This window comes from Rhodanobacter sp. TND4EL1, from assembly GCF_054061035.1.
On the sequence record NZ_JBSSDT010000002.1, the window covers coordinates 204,635 to 219,476 of the forward strand.

Sequence of the window (14,842 nt, forward strand, 5' to 3'; positions counted from 1 at the left end):
GCGTTGCATGACTTCATACCCGCCGGATGAAAAGCCGATGACTGCCCGCTGCCGAATTCTTGTCGCCTTAACGCTTGCCACCGTAGTCGCTGGCACGGCACACGCCGGTGCGGCGACTACGCCATGGCGCGATGCCCGCCAGATGATCCTGGTCACCACGCCGGGCTGGGACGTCGACCACGGCACCCTGCGCACGTTCACGCGCGATGGCGATGGCTGGCGCGAAGTGCGCGCCGCCACACCGGTGACCATCGGCAAGAACGGAGCGGGCTGGGGTTTGGGTTTGAACCCGCAACCGCAGGGTGGCCCGATCAAGCGCGAGGGCGACAATCGCAGCCCGGCCGGCGTGTTCCGCATCGGCGACACCTTCGGATACGCCGCCAGCGTGCCTACCGCGATGCCCTATCTGGCGCTCAATGCCACCGAGTACTGCGTCGACGTCAGCGGTGCGAAGCACTACAACCAGATTGTCGACACGAAGGTGGTCGGTGCCGACGCGGCGAAGGGTTCCACCGAACCGATGCGTCGTGACCTGCACGCGAATGGCGACCAGCGTTATCGCATGGGCTTCGTGATCGAGAACAATCCGCAGGCGGTACCGAACGGCGGCAGCTGCATCTTTGCGCACCTGTGGAAGTCGCCCACCGATGCCACTGCCGGTTGCACCGCGATGACGCCGCCAGTGATGCAATCGTTGCTGGCGTGGCTGAAGCCGCAGGATCATCCGGTCTTCGTCCTGTTGCCGCAGGCCGAATACGAACGGCTGCGCGGGGAATGGCAATTGCCGGCCATCGCCGCGACAGGTGCTGCACGATGAGTGCAACCTCACGGGTGCTGACCGGACTGGCTGCCGGTGCGGTGATCGGCTTGCTGCTGGCCGGCTGGAATGAAAGCGTGGCGCTGCAGGTGGCGAACGTCGTGCAGCCGATCGGCAAGTTGTGGCTCAACGCGCTGCAGATGACCGTGGTGCCGCTGGTGCTGGCGCTGGTGGTGGTTGGCGTGAACACGGCGACCGACGCGGCCGCTTCCGGGCGTATTGCACGCCGCGCGATCGTGACGTTCATGGTGATCCTGACCGGCGGCGCCCTGTTTGCGGCGCTGGCTGCACCGCTGGTGTTCTCGCTGTTTCCGCACAACCCCGCGCTGATCACGGCGCTCGATCACGCCAGCATGCCTGCCGCCGCGCAAGTGGCGCCGAACTGGGTCGATACGCTGGTGGCGATCGTGCCGAACAACGCGGTCATGGCCGCTGCGCAGAGCGCAATGCTGCCGCTGGTGGTGTTCGCCTTGTTCCTGGGTTTCGCGCTGACCCGGATCGAGCCGACGCGCCGCGCGATGCTGGTGGAATTCTTCCAGGCGATCGCCGATGCGATGATCGTGATCGTGCGCTGGGTGTTGTGGGTGGCGCCGCTGGGCGTGTTCGCCCTGATCCTGTCCGTATGCGCCCGCTCGGGGCTGGGCATGCTCAGCGCGCTCGGTGTCTACGTGCTGGTGGAGTGTCTGCTGTACCTGTCGGTCACCGCCATGATGCTGCCGGTGGCGCTGATCTTCGGTGGCGAGCGGTTGCGCCGCTTCGTGCCGGCGCTGGTGCCGGCGCAGGTGGTGGCGATCAGCACGCAGTCCTCGCTGGCTTCGCTGCCCGCGATGCTGGAAAGCGCCGATCGCCGACTGGGTTATCCGAAACAGGTCGCCGCGCTGGTGCTGCCGATGGCGGTGAGCCTGTTCCGGCTGACCAGCCCGGTGCAATACGTCACTTCGGCGGTGTTCATCGCCTGGGCATATGGCATCGACCTGTCCACCGCGCAGCTGCTGGCCGGCGCATTGCTGGCGGTGGTGATCAGCCTGGGTTCGGTGGGTCTGCCGGGGCAGGTCACCTTCGTGGCGACCAATCTGCCGGTGGCGCAGGCGATGGGTCTGCCGCTGAGTCCGCTCGGCCTGATGCTGGCGGTCGATACCATTCCCGATGCGCTGGCCACGCTGGGCAATGTCACCGCCGATCTCACCGCCACCAGCGTGGTCAACCGGCAGTCACGGCGCGATACCGCCGAATCAACAGAGCCCGTCGCATGAATGACTTCGATGCCATCGTGATCGGTGCCGGCATGGCCGGCGCGTCGGTCGCCTATTTCCTCGCGCCGCATGCGCGGGTGCTGGTGCTGGAACGTGAAGCGTATGCCGGCATGCATTCCACGGGCCGCTCGGCGGCGCTGTTCAGCGAAACCTACGGCTCGCCGCAGGTGCGCGCGCTGACCCGTGCCGCGCGCCCGTTCCTGGCCTGCCCGCCGGCGGGGTTCGCGGCGCAGCCGATCCTCACGCCACGCGGTGCCACGCTGATCGGTACCGCCGCACAGGCGGACGAGGTGCGCGCGCTGTACGACGCGATCGTGCCGTACAGCCGCGACATCGAACTGCACGATGCCGCGCACCTGCAGGCCACCGTGCCGGTACTGAAACCCGCTTTTGCACAGATCGGGCTGCATGAGCCGGGCGCCGCCGATATCGACGTCAACGAACTGCATCAAGGTTTTCTGCGCGGCCTGCGCGCCCGCGGTGGCCAGTTGCGCCTCAACGTCGACATCCGCGCGATCCGTCATGGCGCGGCAGGCTGGCAGGTGGACGACGGCGAGCATACGTTCCGCGCACCGTTGCTGCTCAATGCGGCCGGCGCATGGGTCGATCAGGTCGCGGTACTGGCGGGTGTTGCTCCCATCGGCATCACGCCCAAACGGCGCTCCGCCTTCGTGTTCGATCCGCCGGAAAACCTCGACACCGCACACTGGCCGTTCATCAATGCCTTCGACGAGAGCTTCTACTTCAAGCCGGACGCGGGCTTGTTGCTCGGCTCCTGTGCCAATGCCGATCCGGTCGAGCCGCACGACGTGCAGCCGGAGGAATACGACATCGCGCTGGGCATCCACAACATCGAGGAAGCCACCACGATGACCATCCGCCGGCCGCGGCGGACCTGGGCCGGGCTGCGCTCTTTCGTCGCCGATGGCGACCTGGTCGGCGGCTTCGCGCCGGATGCGCCCGGCTTCTTCTGGGTGGCTGCGCAGGGCGGCTATGGCATCCAGACCAGCGCCGCGATGGCCGAGGCCTGCGCCCATATCGCGCTGGGCCTGCCGCTGCCGCCACCGCTGGTGGACGCGGGCGTGTCGGCGGCGATGCTGGCGCCACGCGGCTGAGCAACGGCGTCGTCGGCTCACGCGGGAACCCGGCGGGGCGTACTGTGGTTATCATGACGCACTGCGCCAAAACCACGGAAGCGATACCCGCCATGCTGCTGATGATCGACAACTACGACAGCTTCACCTACAACCTCGTGCAGTATCTGGGCGAATTGGGGCAGACGGTCAAGGTGGTGCGCAATGACGCGCTGGACGTCGCCGCCATTCGTGCGCTGCGGCCATCGCACATCATGATTTCGCCGGGACCCGGCACGCCGGATGATTCGGGCGTGTCGCTGGATGTGCTGCGTGAGCTGGCCGGGGAGATTCCGGTGTTTGGCGTGTGTCTTGGCCATCAGGCGATCGGCCAGGTGTTCGGCGGCAAGGTGATTCGCGCGAAACAGATCATGCACGGCAAGGTCTCGCCGGTGATCCATCGCGGGCAGGGCGTGTTTGCCGGGCTGCCGAACCCGTTCGAGGCGACGCGTTATCACTCGCTGGTGGTCGAGAAATCGTCGTTGCCTGATTGCCTGGAAGTCACCGCGTGGACGGAGAATCCGGACGGCACGATCGACGAGATCATGGGCCTGCGCCACAAGACGCTGGCGGTCGAGGGCGTGCAGTTTCATCCCGAATCGATCCTCACCCAGCATGGTCATGACCTGCTGCGCAATTTCCTGGGCCAGCCGCTGCGGGCGGCGGCATGAGCGCGGCGACGCGCAACCTCACCATCACGCCGCAGGAGGCCCTGCAGCGCACGATCGAGCATCGCGAGATCTTCCACGACGAAATGATCGCGCTGATGCGCCAGATCATGAGTGGCGAGGTGACTCCGCTGATGACGGCGGCGATCATCACCGGCCTGCGCGTGAAGAAGGAAACCGTGGGCGAGATCACCGGCGCGGCGCGGGTAATGCGCGAGCTGTCGGCGAAGGTGGAGGCGCCGGCGCACGATCACTTCATCGACATCGTCGGTACCGGCGGTGACGGTGCCTCCAGTTTCAATATCTCCACCGCCTCGATGTTCGTCGCGGCGGCAGCTGGTGCGCGGGTGGCCAAGCACGGCGGCCGAAGCGTGTCATCCAAATCCGGCAGCGCCGACGTGCTGGAGGCGCTGGGCGCATCGATCGACCTCACGCCGGCGCAGGTCGCCGCGTGCATGGCCGAGACCGACATCGGCTTCATGTTCGCCCCGAACCATCATCCGGCGATGAAGGTGGTGGCACCGGTGCGCAAGGAAATGGGCGTGCGCACGCTGTTCAACATCCTCGGCCCGCTGACCAACCCGGCCGGCGCGCCGAACATCCTGATGGGAGTGTTCCATCCCGATCTGGTCGGCATCCAGGTGCGCGCGCTGCAGCAGCTTGGTGCACGGCATGCGCTGGTGGTCTGGGGTCGCGACGGCATGGACGAGATTTCGCTGGGCGCGGCGACCCTGGTCGGCGAGTTGCGCGACGGCGTGGTCCGAGAGTACGAGGTGGAGCCGGAGGACTTCGGCCTGGCGATGGCATCCAGCCGCAACCTGCGGGTCGACAACGCGGAAGAGTCCAGGGCGATGCTGCTGGACGCATTGCAGGGTGAGCCGGGCGTACCGCATGACATCGTCTGCCTCAATGCTGGCGCGGCGTTGTACGCGGCCGATGTGGTGGGGTCGATAGCCGATGGCATCGAGCTGGCGCGTGCGACGATTGCCAGCGGCGCAGCGCATGCGAAGATGCGGGCGTTCGTGGCGGTTACACGGCAGCTTGCCGGTCTGGCGCCCGCCAGCGATTGACCTCACGCGTGCTGCCACGGACTCCCTCGCGCACCGATCGCGCACCATCCATCAGTGATATGCCATGACCGACATTCTCAATCGCATCCTGACCCGCAAGGCGGAAGAAGTGGCCGAGCGCCGAGCGCTCGTCTCCGAAGACGCGCTGGTCGAGCGCATCGCCTCGCTTCCGCCCACCCGCGGTTTCGGCGCGGCGATCGAGGCGAAAATTGCCGCGGGCCTGCCCGCGGTAATCGCCGAAGTTAAGAAGGCCAGCCCGAGCAAGGGTCTGATCCGCGGCGACTTCGATCCTGCCGCGATCGCGGCGAGCTACGAGGCCGCCGGTGCTGCCTGCCTGTCCGTGCTGACCGACAATGACTTCTTCCAGGGCTGTGAGGCGTTCCTGCAGCAGGCGCGTGCGGCGTGTTCGCTGCCGGTGCTGCGCAAGGACTTCATCATCGATCCGTACCAGGTGTACGAGGCAAGGGCGATCGGCGCCGACTGCATCCTGCTGATCGTTTCCGCACTGGATGACGACGTGCTGCTGCAGCTCTCGCTGTTGGCGGCCGAGCTGGACATGGACGTGTTGTGCGAAGTGCACGATGAGGAAGAGCTGGAGCGCGCACTGGCCTTGCCGGTGCCGCTGATCGGCGTCAACAACCGCAACCTGCGCAGCTTCGAGACGTCGCTGGAAACCTCGCTGGCGCTGCAGGAATTGATGGAATACGACCGCGTGCTGGTGGCCGAGTCCGGCATCCACACGCCGGACGACGTGGCGCGCCTGCGCGAGGGTGGCATCCAGGCATTCCTGGTCGGCGAGGCATTCATGCGTGCCGAAGACCCGGGCAGCGAACTGCGGCGGCTGTTTGCCACGCCGTGAACATCATGCTGATGGGGGATGCAGAGGTGTTGCCGGACGACGCGGAGGAGGCGTTGCCACGTGTCGTCCTGTTCGATTTCGATGGCGTGCTGATCCATGGCGACGCGTTCTATCTGTTCGTGCGGGAACGCTACCGTTCACTGTGGCGTCGGTTGCTTGCGTTGTTGAGCGTGCCCTTGCTGTTGCTGCAGCTGCCATTTTCGCGCCGGCTGCCGGTGCGCGTGCTGGTGCGCATCGCCCTGTTCGGACTGAGTGAGCGGAGTTATCGCGTCGCTGCGGAGACATTCGCCGCCGCCTTGGCGCGACGGCCGAAACAGTTCTGTCGTGATGGCTTGCAGGCGCTGCGCCGACATCAGGCACAGGGCGACCGCGTAATCGTGGTGACCGGCTGTGAGCACACGTTGGTGAATGGCATCCTCGAACAACTGGGTCTGACCCATCTCGAGGTGGTGGCTTCGCAGCTGCGTCCGGGCTGGCTTGGCATGCGCCCGCTGCGACACAACGTGGGCCGGCGCAAGGTTCAGTCGCTGGCCGAACATGGCGTCACCGCATGGCAGGTGGTCTACGGCGATTCGATGTACGACGTGGCCATGATGAAACAGGCCGCCGAGGCGGTGCTGGTCAACGGCACGCCGTCACTGTGCAAGAAGGTCGAGAAGGTATTGGGTCGCTCGGTCACTCGCGTCGAGTGGTTCTAGCGTTCCTGCGCGGCGTCCGCGCCATATTCCCGATTGCGGTGCCGGCACCGGCCGCAGCCGGGCTGTTCCGCCTGACGGAGAGCCGTCGCAGCACCGGTTGAAACCTGTGCATCGCGGCAAGGCGGCGAAGGGCTCGCCTCCCGTGCGCTTGAAAGTCCGGTCGCCGATGGCGATCCGTGTCAACGATCAGCGCGTGCCGCGTACCACGATGGTCTTGCCAGCCACGTCGATCATGCGCTGCTCTTCCAGTTGCTTCAGCACCCGGCCGACCATTTCGCGCGAGCAGCCGACGATGCGACTGACTTCCTGGCGCGAGATGCGGATCTGGGTGCCATCCGGATGGGTCATCGAATCCGGCTCCTGGCACAGGTCGAGCAAGGTGCGCGAGATCCGGTTGGTGACATCCATGAACGCCATGCGGCTGACCTGGCGCGACGTGCGCAGCAGGCGGTCGGTGAGCTGCGCACCGATGGCGAACAGGATTTTCGGACATTCCTCACGCAGCGGACCTTCCATCAGCTGGAACAGTCGTTCGTAGCTGATCTCTGCCATTTCGCATGCCGTGCGCGTGCGGACCATCGATTCGCGCTGGGCCTGCTCGACGAACAGTCCCATCTCGCCGATGAACTGCCCGCGGCTGATGTAGGCAAGGATGAGTTCGCGCCCCTGCTCATCTTCGGTGCACACCGCCAGCGAGCCATCCACCACGTAATACAGGGTGTTGGCCGGGTCGCCCGGGCGGATGATGGCGGTCTTGCCCGGATAACGGCGCCGGTGACACAGGCCCAGAAATCGTTCCATGGATGCCGGGTCAGGCGCGAAGCCCAGCGGGGCTTGTGAGCGATCGAAAGCCTGCTGCAGCTGATACTTGAGTTGAGCCATGGGTACCCCCTAAAGGTAATTCTCGACACGCCGGGCATCATGGCCACGTTTCGTACACGTCCGTGAAGACATCATGACAGGCTTGGGCGTCATGACAAAGTTGCGGATTGTCGACCGGTTCAAATTCCATTCCATTTGCCGCATAATTCGCGGTCTTTCGACGGCAACGAGTCCGTTGCTGCCGTACACAAGGGTCGTGCAGACACCTGTCTGTACTCCAACCCATACCGCGGGGACCCTTGTTGCTAACCCGCCTCTGATGTTGACCGTCATCCGGTCATGGAGCGCCGCCCGTGGTCAAGCCACTCCCCCGTCTTCGCCTGCAGGGTTTCAACAACCTGACCAAGGCATTGAGCTTCAACATCTACGACATCTGCTATGCAGTGTCGGAAGATCAGCGTCGCCGCTACATCGAGTATATCGATGAACAGTACGACGCGGACCGTTTGACCCAGATCCTCACCGACGTGGCCGAGATCATCGGCGCCAACATCCTCAACGTGGCCCGCCAGGACTACGACCCGCAGGGTGCCTCGGTGACGATCCTGATCTCCGAGGAGCCGGTGGTCGAGAAGCTGGGCCGCGACTCGATCGCCGGCGCGGTCGTTGCGCACATGGACAAGAGCCACATCACCGTCCATACCTACCCGGAGACGCATCCGCACAACGGCATCGCCACGTTCCGTGCGGACATCGACGTGGCTACCTGCGGCGTGATTTCACCGTTGAAGGCATTGAACTACCTGATCGACAGCTTCGAGTCGGACATCGTGGTCTGCGATTACCGCGTACGCGGCTTCACCCGCGACGTGAAGGGCAAGAAGCACTTCATCGACCACAAGATCAACTCGGTGCAGGATTACCTGGCGCGGCACATCCGTCAGAAGTACGAGATGTTCGACGTCAACGTGTACCAGGAAAACATGTTCCACACGAAGATGCACATCAAGGACTTCGACCTCGACACCTATTTGTTCGAGTCACATGCCGACGACCTTTCGTTCAAGGAGCGTCAGCGCATCGAATCGCTGCTCAGGCGCGAGATCGAGGAACTGTTCCACGGTCGCAACCTGATGTGACGAAAAACCCGCCGAAAGGCGGGTTTTTTGCAGGAGCGCACCTGTGCGCGATGCTCCTCTTCGTGCCAAATACAGATCGCGCACAGCGCTCCTACACGCGGTAGGCGACGGTCTTCATCACCAGCGAGCTGGCGTGCATCAGCTGCGGCAAGGGAAACGGCAGGTCGATGCCGCCACGCTGCTGCGCGGCCTGCGCGTGGCGGATCTCATCGGCCTGCATCTGGGTCAGTACTGCTCGGGAGCGTTCATCCTGCGCCGGCAACTGCTCCAGATGATCGGCCAGATGAGCCTCCACCTGGCGCTCGGTCTCGACCACGAAACCCAGGCTGAGCGGATCGCCGGCCAGCGCCGCCGCTGCGCCGATGACGTAGCTGCCGACATACCACAGCGGATTGAGCAGGCTGGGGCGACTGTCCAGTTGCTGCAGGCGTTCGGCACACCAGGCCAGATGATCGGTTTCCTCGGCGGCCGCATGCAGCAGGTGCCGGCGGTTGTCCGCATCGCGCGCCAGCGCGGCCTGGCCGAGATACAGCGCCTGGGCGCAGACTTCCCCCGTGTGGTTGATGCGCATCAGCCCGGCCGCATGGCGTCGTCCGGTGTCGTCGAGTTCGCCCTCGGCCATGCTTGCCGAGGGCGACGGACGTTGTGCCGACGGGGTGCCGCCAATCGCTTCCAGGGCACGCTCGCAGCCGGCCAGGACGCGGTCGAGACGGCTCAGGGTGCGGATACTCATGCGTTTTCCTCCAGCAATTGATCGGCCAGCAGTGTCAGTGGGTGTTGCGTCTTCCAGTCCAGTCCCTGCGCGTCGATACCCGCGGCCAGATGCAGCCGGCAGCCGATGTTGGACGAGAGCAGGCGTTCGGGGTCGAGTATCGCAACTTGCTCCAGGGTCTGGTCGCGCCATGTGCTGGCGCGCTCGGGGAATTCCAGCAGATGGCTGCCCGCTGCGCCACAGCAATGCGGTGGTCGCGGCACCGGCGCAACCGTGAGGCCGGGTACGCGCTGCAGCAACTGCAGCAATGCATGCTCGCTGCGCGCCACGTTGCGCTGAGTGCAGGGCAGGTGCAGCGCCACCCGATGTGGCAGCGGCTGAAAGCGCAGCGCGTCGGCGCGTGCGGACAACAGTTCCACCGGATCGACCACGCTCACGCCGGGCAACGCGCGGCGCAGCGTGCCAAGGCAGCCGGGCGTGACGGAAATCAACTGGCTGGCACCGCTGGCCGTCCATGCCTGGCGAATCTCGTCGGCGGCGCGCTCGGCCACGCCCGCGGCGCCGTCGTGCAGATCCATCGCTCCGCAGCAAAAGGCAGGCAACACCGTCACGGCAAATCCGGCGGCTTCAAGCAGGCGCACCGCGGCGTGTTGGGCCTGGGCGTCCTCGACGCTGGCCACGCAGCCGGGGAAGAGTGCAAGCCGGGTTTGCCCGGGTGTCATGGTGCTGGAACGAGCCGTTGCGCTGGAGGGGCGTGTCGCCGGCAGGTTGAGCAGTGCCGCCCGCCACGGCGACGCGGGGCGCATGTGCCGCGCCAGTGCGTGCTTCCAGCGGAACAGGCCGCCCCAACTGGCGAGTGTCCGCAGCCGGCGCAGCACCGCTGGGCGCTTGATCAACCCCAATAACGCGACCGGGCGCGTCGGGGCGGGGCCGAGCAGTGCGCGGGTTTCGATCAGCAATTCGCCATACTGCACATGCGCCGGACAGACCGACTCGCAGTTCAGGCAGCCCAGGCAGTGATCCAGATGCTCGCGCAGCTCCGCGGTGGGATCGACCAGCCCGCGGGCCAGCGCCGAGGCGATCGCGATACGCCCGCGCGGCGATTCGGCCTCGTTCCGGTCCAGCGAATAGGTGGGGCATGTCGGCAGGCACAGGCCGCACTGCACGCATTGATCGGCCAGCTCGGCGATGCGGCCTGCGTTCGTGTGCAGGGGGGTCTTTTCAAGCGGCATGGTGGTCATGCTATCATTGCCAGCTCACAGCCCGCCGGTCGATGGGCTTGCGCCATGGATGAAGGCTCCGCTATCATCTCGCGCCTTTGGTCCACCGATTACGCGTACCGCCTCACGGCGGCAAACAGGTATTCTGAAATGAAAACGTTTAGCGCCAATGCAGACAACGTCAAGCGCGACTGGTTCGTGGTTGACGCCACAAACAAGACGCTCGGTCGCCTGTCGACTGAAATCGCCCGTCGTCTGCGCGGCAAGCACAAGCCGGAATACACCCCGCATTGCGACACCGGCGATTATATCGTCGTGATCAATGCTCAGAAGGTGGCCGTCACCGGTGCCAAGCTGGACGACAAGAAGTATCACCGCTTCACCGGTTACATCGGCAACCTGAAGACCACCAGTCTGAAGGATCTGCTGGCGACCTACCCGGAGCGCGTGATCGAGATCGCCGTCAAGGGCATGCTGCCGAAGAACCCGCTGGGCCGCGAGATGTATCGCAAGCTCAAGGTCTACGGCGGCGCCGAGCATCCGCATACCGCACAGCAGCCGCAGGCGCTGGAGCTGTAAAAGCGACTTCCTCGCAAGAGCCCGCACGTCCTTGTGCGGATCTTTGAAACAAGAGCAAATCATCATGGCTATCCAGCAGAATTACGGCACCGGCCGCCGCAAGACCTCCGCCGCTCGCGTGTTCCTGCGCAAGGGCAAGGGCGAAATCGTCGTCAACGGCAAGTCGCTCGAGGCGTTTTTCGGCCGCGAGACCTCCTGCATGATCGTGCGTCAGCCGCTTGAGCTGACCGAGAACACCGACAAGTTCGACATCAACGTGACGGTCGCCGGTGGCGGCATCACCGGTCAGGCCGGCGCGATCCGCCTGGGCATCGCCCGCGCGCTGGTCGAATACGATGAAAGCCTGAAGTCGCCGCTGCGCAAGGCTGGATTCGTGACCCGCGACGCCCGTGAGGTCGAGCGCAAGAAGGTCGGTCTGCACAAGGCACGTCGCGCAACCCAGTTCTCCAAGCGCTAAACTCAGTTCTACAGCCCCGTCGCCAAGCGGTAAGGCACCTGACTCTGACTCAGGCATCGGTGGTTCGAATCCATCCGGGGCTGCCAATACAAATGCCGCTGCACGCGAGACGCGTCGCAGTTCGGCCGAAAAGCCCGCCATCAAGGCGGGCTTTTTCGTGGGCGACGACTGGGGGTCGCAGAATCTTTCGGCGTTTCGCCGGGCTGTGTGCCCTTCGGTTTTGCGGTGCAGCAGAGTAAAATTCCCGCTTTTGAGCTCGTGAGTGGCCAGATGACGGTGGGAAGCGAAAACGAGCCCGGCCGCCCGGCGGTGCGTGTTGAAGGCAGCACCGACGCCTTGCCGCTGGCACCGACGATGGGCATGACTCTGGACGCAGCGCGCATGCCGCGGCGCTCGACCCTGGTCGACCGGCGCGTGCTGCGGATTACCGCGGTATCGATCGTGCTGGGCGTGCTGGCAGCATTGATCGCCCGCCTGCTGACGGCGTTGATCGGTGTGGTGACGAATCTGGCCTTTTATGGGCGCTGGTCGACCGCCTTCTCGTCACCGGCCGACGCCGTGCCCCACCTGGGCTGGTGGGTGGTGCTGGTGCCGGTGGTCGGCGGTCTGATCGTCGGCGTGATGGCGCGCTGGGGTTCGCGCGCCATTCGCGGTCACGGCATTCCCGAGGCGATGGAACAGGTGCTGCTGAACGAGTCGAAGATCCCGCCGCGGATCACCTTCCTGAAGCCGATCTCCTCGGCGATCGCGATCGGTACCGGTGGTCCGTTCGGTGCGGAGGGCCCGATCATCGCGACCGGCGGTGCGCTGGGCTCGTTCATCGGCCAGGTGCTGAAGGTGACCGGCAGCGAGCGCAAGGTGCTGCTGGCCGCCGGTGCAGCCGCCGGCATGGCGGCGGTATTCTCGGCACCGATCGCGGCCGTGGTGCTGGCGGTCGAGCTGCTGTTGTTCGAGCTTCGCCCGCGGTCACTGATTCCGGTGGCTTTGGCCTGCGTCGCCTCGACCGGCGTGCGTTACCTGCTGGTGGGCTCGACCCCGGTGTTCGAAATGGGCGCCATGGCCGCGCCGGGTGGCGTGGCGCTGGTCGTCTATGTGTTGCTTGGTGCATTGATCGGCGTCGTCAGCGTGTGGACCACGCGCATCGTCTACGGCATCGAAGACCTGTTCGAGAAGCTTCCGGTGCACTGGATGTGGTGGCCGGCGATTGGCGGCGTGGTGGTCGGCGTGGTGGGTTACTTTGCGCCGCTGACGCTGGGTGTGGGCTACACCAACATCGAGGACATCCTCAACGGCAAGCTCACTCTCACGGCCCTGGCCTTCCTGTGCGTGATGAAATTCATCTCCTGGTCGATTGCGCTGGGCAGCGGTACCTCGGGCGGTACGCTGGCCCCGCTGTTCACCATCGGCGGCGCGCTGGGCGCACTGGTCGGCGTCGGCATTGCCGCGGTCGCGCCGCAGTTCGGGGTGGATCCGCGCATTGCCGCGCTGGTGGGCATGGCCGCGATCTTTGCGGGCGCGTCCCGTGCGCTGCTGACGGCCGTGGTGTTCGCCTTCGAGACCACGGGCCAGCCCGCCGGTCTGCTGCCCTTGCTGGGAGGCTGCACGGCGGCCTATCTGATCTCGGCCCTGATGATGCGCAACACCATCATGACCGAGAAGATCGTGCGCCGAGGGGTGCGGGTGCCGTCGGAATATGTGGCCGATTATCTCGACCAGGTCGGTGTGGGTGAGGCCTGCACCCGTGACGTGGTGACTCTGGACAGTGCGCAGACCCTGGCTGAAGTGCGCCGCTGGCTGGCCGAGGACAACGAACATACGCAGCATCAGGGCTATCCGGTGCTGGATGAACATCGACGCGTGCGCGGGGTGTTGACCCGGCGCAGCCTGCTGGATCCGCAGTGGCATTACACGCTGAGCCTGGGTGAGCTGTTGACGCGGGCGCCGATCGCCGTGAGCGAAACCCATTCGCTGCGCGAGGCGGCTGATCACATGGTGGCCGAGAGCGTGGGTCGGTTGGTGGTGGTGAGCAAGGACGACCCGCACCAGCTGGTCGGCATCATCACCCGCGGCGACATTCTTGCGGCCCACGCGAGACGCTTGCGCGAAGCGCGGCATTCCTCGCGCCATCTGCGTTTTCGCGACGGATTGAAGCCGCGGCCGGCGCAGTAAGCCAGCTGCCCGAAAAGCAAAACGGCCCATGCGGGCCGTTCTGTTTTTCCGGGTCAGGGGTTCACCGGGTTACATCTCGCGGTCGCCGATCAGCACCACGTCGGCGGGTCGCTGGGCGAACAGGCCCACGGTGACGATCCCGGGCAGCTGGTTCAACTCGCTTTCCAGGGCGGCCGGATCGACGATCTGCCAGCCATGCACATCGATGATCCAGTTGCCGTTGTCAGTAACCACGCCATCGCGCCATACCGGGTTGCCGCCGCGCTTGACGATCTCGCGACCGATCAGGCTGCGCGCCATCGGGATCACCTCGATCGGCACCGGGAACTTGCCGAGCAGGTCGACCCGCTTGCTGGAATCGATGATGCAGACGAACTTCTCGCTGGCTGCGGCCACGATCTTCTCCCGGGTCAGCGCGGCGCCACCGCCCTTGATCAGGCGTCTGGAGGGGTCGCACTCATCGGCACCGTCGATGTAGATCGTCAGCGGGCCGGCGGCGTTGAGGTCGAGTACCGGGATGCCGAGCTTCTTCAGTTGCGCGGTGGATTGTTCCGAGCTGGAGACCGCGCCCTGGATGCGATCCTTCAGGTCGGCCAGGGCATCGATGAAGAACGCGACGGTGGAGCCAGTGCCGACTCCGACGATCGCGCCGTCCTCGACATAGCGGATCGCGGCTTCGCCGGCCTGGCGCTTTTCGTTTGCGTTGCTCATGGGGATGCGTTCCGGTGAAAACCGCATTATGGCGGCGGTCCGCCTTCGTGTGTAGGCGAGCAGCCGGTGCGCTCGCGCAACGGGACGGGTCTATTCGAGGCCGAGGATGTACTTCCAGTGGACCGCGTCGACGGGCATCACCGACAACCGGTTGCCCTTGCGCAACAGCGGCATATCGGACAACGCCTCCTGACCCTTCAGTTCGTCCAGACTGATCGTGCGCTTCAACTTCTTGACGAATTTCACGTCGACCAGCATCCAGCGCGGCTTGTCGCGCGAACTGCCCGGATCGAAATATTTGCTCTTCGGATCGAACTGACTGGGGTCCGGGTAGGCATCGGTGGCCACTTCGGCGATGCCGACGATCCCGGGGGGATTGCAGTTCGAGTGATAGAAAAACACCTTGTCTCCCGGGCGCATTCCGTCGCGCATGAAATTGCGCGCCTGATAGTTGCGCACACCGTCCCACGCTTCCTGCTTCTTGCGCTTGAGATCGTCGATCGAGAAGGCATCGGGCTCGGATTTCATCAGCCAG

General features: G+C 65.2%; 16 protein-coding genes and 1 tRNA gene. 12 read left to right on the forward strand and 5 right to left on the reverse strand.

Annotated elements, in window-relative coordinates:
* Positions 1-37 precede the first annotated feature (37 nt).
* The 7 genes from ACVWWQ_RS07555 (at position 38) to ACVWWQ_RS07585 (ending at position 6,498) form a co-directional block, all read left to right on the forward strand.
* A complete protein-coding gene (locus tag ACVWWQ_RS07555; protein WP_099653361.1) occupies positions 38-817 on the forward strand; it encodes a L,D-transpeptidase family protein in 780 nt (259 codons plus the stop codon).
* Positions 814-2,070 (forward strand): dicarboxylate/amino acid:cation symporter, encoded by a 1,257-nt coding sequence (locus ACVWWQ_RS07560; protein ID WP_099652834.1) that lies wholly within the window; start codon positions 814-816, stop codon positions 2,068-2,070. The genes ACVWWQ_RS07555 and ACVWWQ_RS07560 overlap by 4 nt, the downstream gene beginning before the upstream one ends.
* Complete coding sequence (locus ACVWWQ_RS07565) at positions 2,067-3,185, forward strand: FAD-dependent oxidoreductase (RefSeq protein ID WP_133948350.1); 1,119 nt, start codon at positions 2,067-2,069, stop codon at positions 3,183-3,185. The genes ACVWWQ_RS07560 and ACVWWQ_RS07565 overlap by 4 nt, the downstream gene beginning before the upstream one ends.
* 92 nt (positions 3,186-3,277) lie before the next feature.
* On the forward strand, positions 3,278-3,874 hold the full coding sequence (locus tag ACVWWQ_RS07570) for an aminodeoxychorismate/anthranilate synthase component II (protein ID WP_133948348.1): 597 nt from the start codon (positions 3,278-3,280) through the stop codon (positions 3,872-3,874).
* The gene (trpD, locus tag ACVWWQ_RS07575) at positions 3,871-4,941 is read left to right on the forward strand and encodes an anthranilate phosphoribosyltransferase (RefSeq protein ID WP_133948346.1); all 1,071 of its coding nucleotides are present in this window, start codon (positions 3,871-3,873) and stop codon (positions 4,939-4,941) included. The genes ACVWWQ_RS07570 and trpD overlap by 4 nt, the downstream gene beginning before the upstream one ends.
* A 64-nt stretch (positions 4,942-5,005) precedes the next feature.
* Positions 5,006-5,800 (forward strand): indole-3-glycerol phosphate synthase TrpC, encoded by a 795-nt coding sequence (gene trpC, locus ACVWWQ_RS07580; protein WP_133948344.1) that lies wholly within the window; start codon positions 5,006-5,008, stop codon positions 5,798-5,800.
* A 5-nt stretch (positions 5,801-5,805) separates the two neighbouring features.
* On the forward strand, positions 5,806-6,498 hold the full coding sequence (locus ACVWWQ_RS07585) for an HAD family hydrolase (protein ID WP_457383408.1): 693 nt from the start codon (positions 5,806-5,808) through the stop codon (positions 6,496-6,498).
* 186 nt (positions 6,499-6,684) lie between these two features.
* Here the strand turns inward: ACVWWQ_RS07585 and crp are convergent, their stop codons facing one another.
* Entirely contained in the window at positions 6,685-7,380 is a 696-nt protein-coding gene (gene crp / locus ACVWWQ_RS07590) for a cAMP-activated global transcriptional regulator CRP (RefSeq protein ID WP_099652783.1), read from the reverse strand.
* Between the two features lie 293 nt (positions 7,381-7,673).
* Here crp and speD point away from each other — a divergent pair, with 293 nt between their 5' ends.
* Positions 7,674-8,459: an adenosylmethionine decarboxylase gene (gene speD, locus ACVWWQ_RS07595; RefSeq protein ID WP_099652782.1), complete on the forward strand. Its 786-nt coding sequence runs from the start codon at positions 7,674-7,676 to the stop codon at positions 8,457-8,459.
* 91 nt (positions 8,460-8,550) lie between these two features.
* On the opposite strand, the gene coq7 is transcribed toward speD, so the two are convergent.
* Positions 8,551-9,192, reverse strand: a complete 642-nt coding sequence (gene coq7, locus ACVWWQ_RS07600; protein ID WP_099652781.1) for a 2-polyprenyl-3-methyl-6-methoxy-1,4-benzoquinone monooxygenase — start codon at positions 9,190-9,192, stop codon at positions 8,551-8,553.
* Positions 9,189-10,412, reverse strand: coding sequence for a (Fe-S)-binding protein (locus ACVWWQ_RS07605; protein ID WP_133948342.1), 1,224 nt, complete (start codon positions 10,410-10,412; stop codon positions 9,189-9,191). Before ACVWWQ_RS07605 ends, coq7 begins: the two co-directional genes overlap by 4 nt.
* A 129-nt stretch (positions 10,413-10,541) precedes the next feature.
* Between ACVWWQ_RS07605 and rplM the strand changes: the two genes are divergently transcribed.
* The 4 genes from rplM to ACVWWQ_RS07625 all read left to right on the forward strand — a co-directional run bounded on the left by rplM (position 10,542) and on the right by ACVWWQ_RS07625 (position 13,596).
* Positions 10,542-10,970: a 50S ribosomal protein L13 gene (gene rplM, locus ACVWWQ_RS07610; RefSeq protein ID WP_077440973.1), complete on the forward strand. Its 429-nt coding sequence runs from the start codon at positions 10,542-10,544 to the stop codon at positions 10,968-10,970.
* A 64-nt stretch (positions 10,971-11,034) separates the two neighbouring features.
* The gene (rpsI, locus tag ACVWWQ_RS07615; RefSeq protein WP_099652780.1) at positions 11,035-11,427 is read left to right on the forward strand and encodes a 30S ribosomal protein S9; all 393 of its coding nucleotides are present in this window, start codon (positions 11,035-11,037) and stop codon (positions 11,425-11,427) included.
* Between the two features lie 12 nt (positions 11,428-11,439).
* Positions 11,440-11,513: transfer RNA gene (locus tag ACVWWQ_RS07620), tRNA-Gln, on the forward strand.
* A gap of 184 nt (positions 11,514-11,697) precedes the next feature.
* A complete protein-coding gene (locus tag ACVWWQ_RS07625) occupies positions 11,698-13,596 on the forward strand; it encodes a chloride channel protein (protein WP_133948340.1) in 1,899 nt (632 codons plus the stop codon).
* Positions 13,597-13,665: 69 nt separating this feature from the next.
* On the opposite strand, the gene rpiA is transcribed toward ACVWWQ_RS07625, so the two are convergent.
* Together rpiA and ACVWWQ_RS07635 are read right to left on the reverse strand one after the other, a co-directional pair.
* Positions 13,666-14,307 (reverse strand): ribose-5-phosphate isomerase RpiA, encoded by a 642-nt coding sequence (rpiA, locus tag ACVWWQ_RS07630; RefSeq protein WP_099652778.1) that lies wholly within the window; start codon positions 14,305-14,307, stop codon positions 13,666-13,668.
* 90 nt (positions 14,308-14,397) lie between these two features.
* Complete coding sequence (locus ACVWWQ_RS07635; RefSeq protein WP_208321593.1) at positions 14,398-14,835, reverse strand: EVE domain-containing protein; 438 nt, start codon at positions 14,833-14,835, stop codon at positions 14,398-14,400.
* Positions 14,836-14,842: the final 7 nt, after the last annotated feature.

What these genes read in the sequence shown, in the direction of transcription:
- ACVWWQ_RS07555 (WP_099653361.1), top strand. Translation starts at nt 38, where the DNA reads ATGACTGCCCGCTGCCGAATTCTTGTCGCCTTAACGCTTGCCACCGTA.
- ACVWWQ_RS07560 (WP_099652834.1), top strand. Translation starts at nt 814, where the DNA reads ATGAGTGCAACCTCACGGGTGCTGACCGGACTGGCTGCCGGTGCGGTG.
- ACVWWQ_RS07565 (WP_133948350.1), top strand. Translation starts at nt 2,067, where the DNA reads ATGAATGACTTCGATGCCATCGTGATCGGTGCCGGCATGGCCGGCGCG.
- ACVWWQ_RS07570 (WP_133948348.1), top strand. Translation starts at nt 3,278, where the DNA reads ATGCTGCTGATGATCGACAACTACGACAGCTTCACCTACAACCTCGTG.
- trpD (WP_133948346.1), top strand. Translation starts at nt 3,871, where the DNA reads ATGAGCGCGGCGACGCGCAACCTCACCATCACGCCGCAGGAGGCCCTG.
- trpC (WP_133948344.1), top strand. Translation starts at nt 5,006, where the DNA reads ATGACCGACATTCTCAATCGCATCCTGACCCGCAAGGCGGAAGAAGTG.
- ACVWWQ_RS07585 (WP_457383408.1), top strand. Translation starts at nt 5,806, where the DNA reads ATGCTGATGGGGGATGCAGAGGTGTTGCCGGACGACGCGGAGGAGGCG.
- crp (WP_099652783.1), bottom strand. Translation starts at nt 7,380, where the DNA reads ATGGCTCAACTCAAGTATCAGCTGCAGCAGGCTTTCGATCGCTCACAA.
- coq7 (WP_099652781.1), bottom strand. Translation starts at nt 9,192, where the DNA reads ATGAGTATCCGCACCCTGAGCCGTCTCGACCGCGTCCTGGCCGGCTGC.
- ACVWWQ_RS07605 (WP_133948342.1), bottom strand. Translation starts at nt 10,412, where the DNA reads ATGACCACCATGCCGCTTGAAAAGACCCCCCTGCACACGAACGCAGGC.
- rplM (WP_077440973.1), top strand. Translation starts at nt 10,542, where the DNA reads ATGAAAACGTTTAGCGCCAATGCAGACAACGTCAAGCGCGACTGGTTC.
- rpsI (WP_099652780.1), top strand. Translation starts at nt 11,035, where the DNA reads ATGGCTATCCAGCAGAATTACGGCACCGGCCGCCGCAAGACCTCCGCC.
- ACVWWQ_RS07625 (WP_133948340.1), top strand. Translation starts at nt 11,698, where the DNA reads ATGACGGTGGGAAGCGAAAACGAGCCCGGCCGCCCGGCGGTGCGTGTT.
- rpiA (WP_099652778.1), bottom strand. Translation starts at nt 14,307, where the DNA reads ATGAGCAACGCAAACGAAAAGCGCCAGGCCGGCGAAGCCGCGATCCGC.
- ACVWWQ_RS07635 (WP_208321593.1), bottom strand. Translation starts at nt 14,835, where the DNA reads ATGAAATCCGAGCCCGATGCCTTCTCGATCGACGATCTCAAGCGCAAG.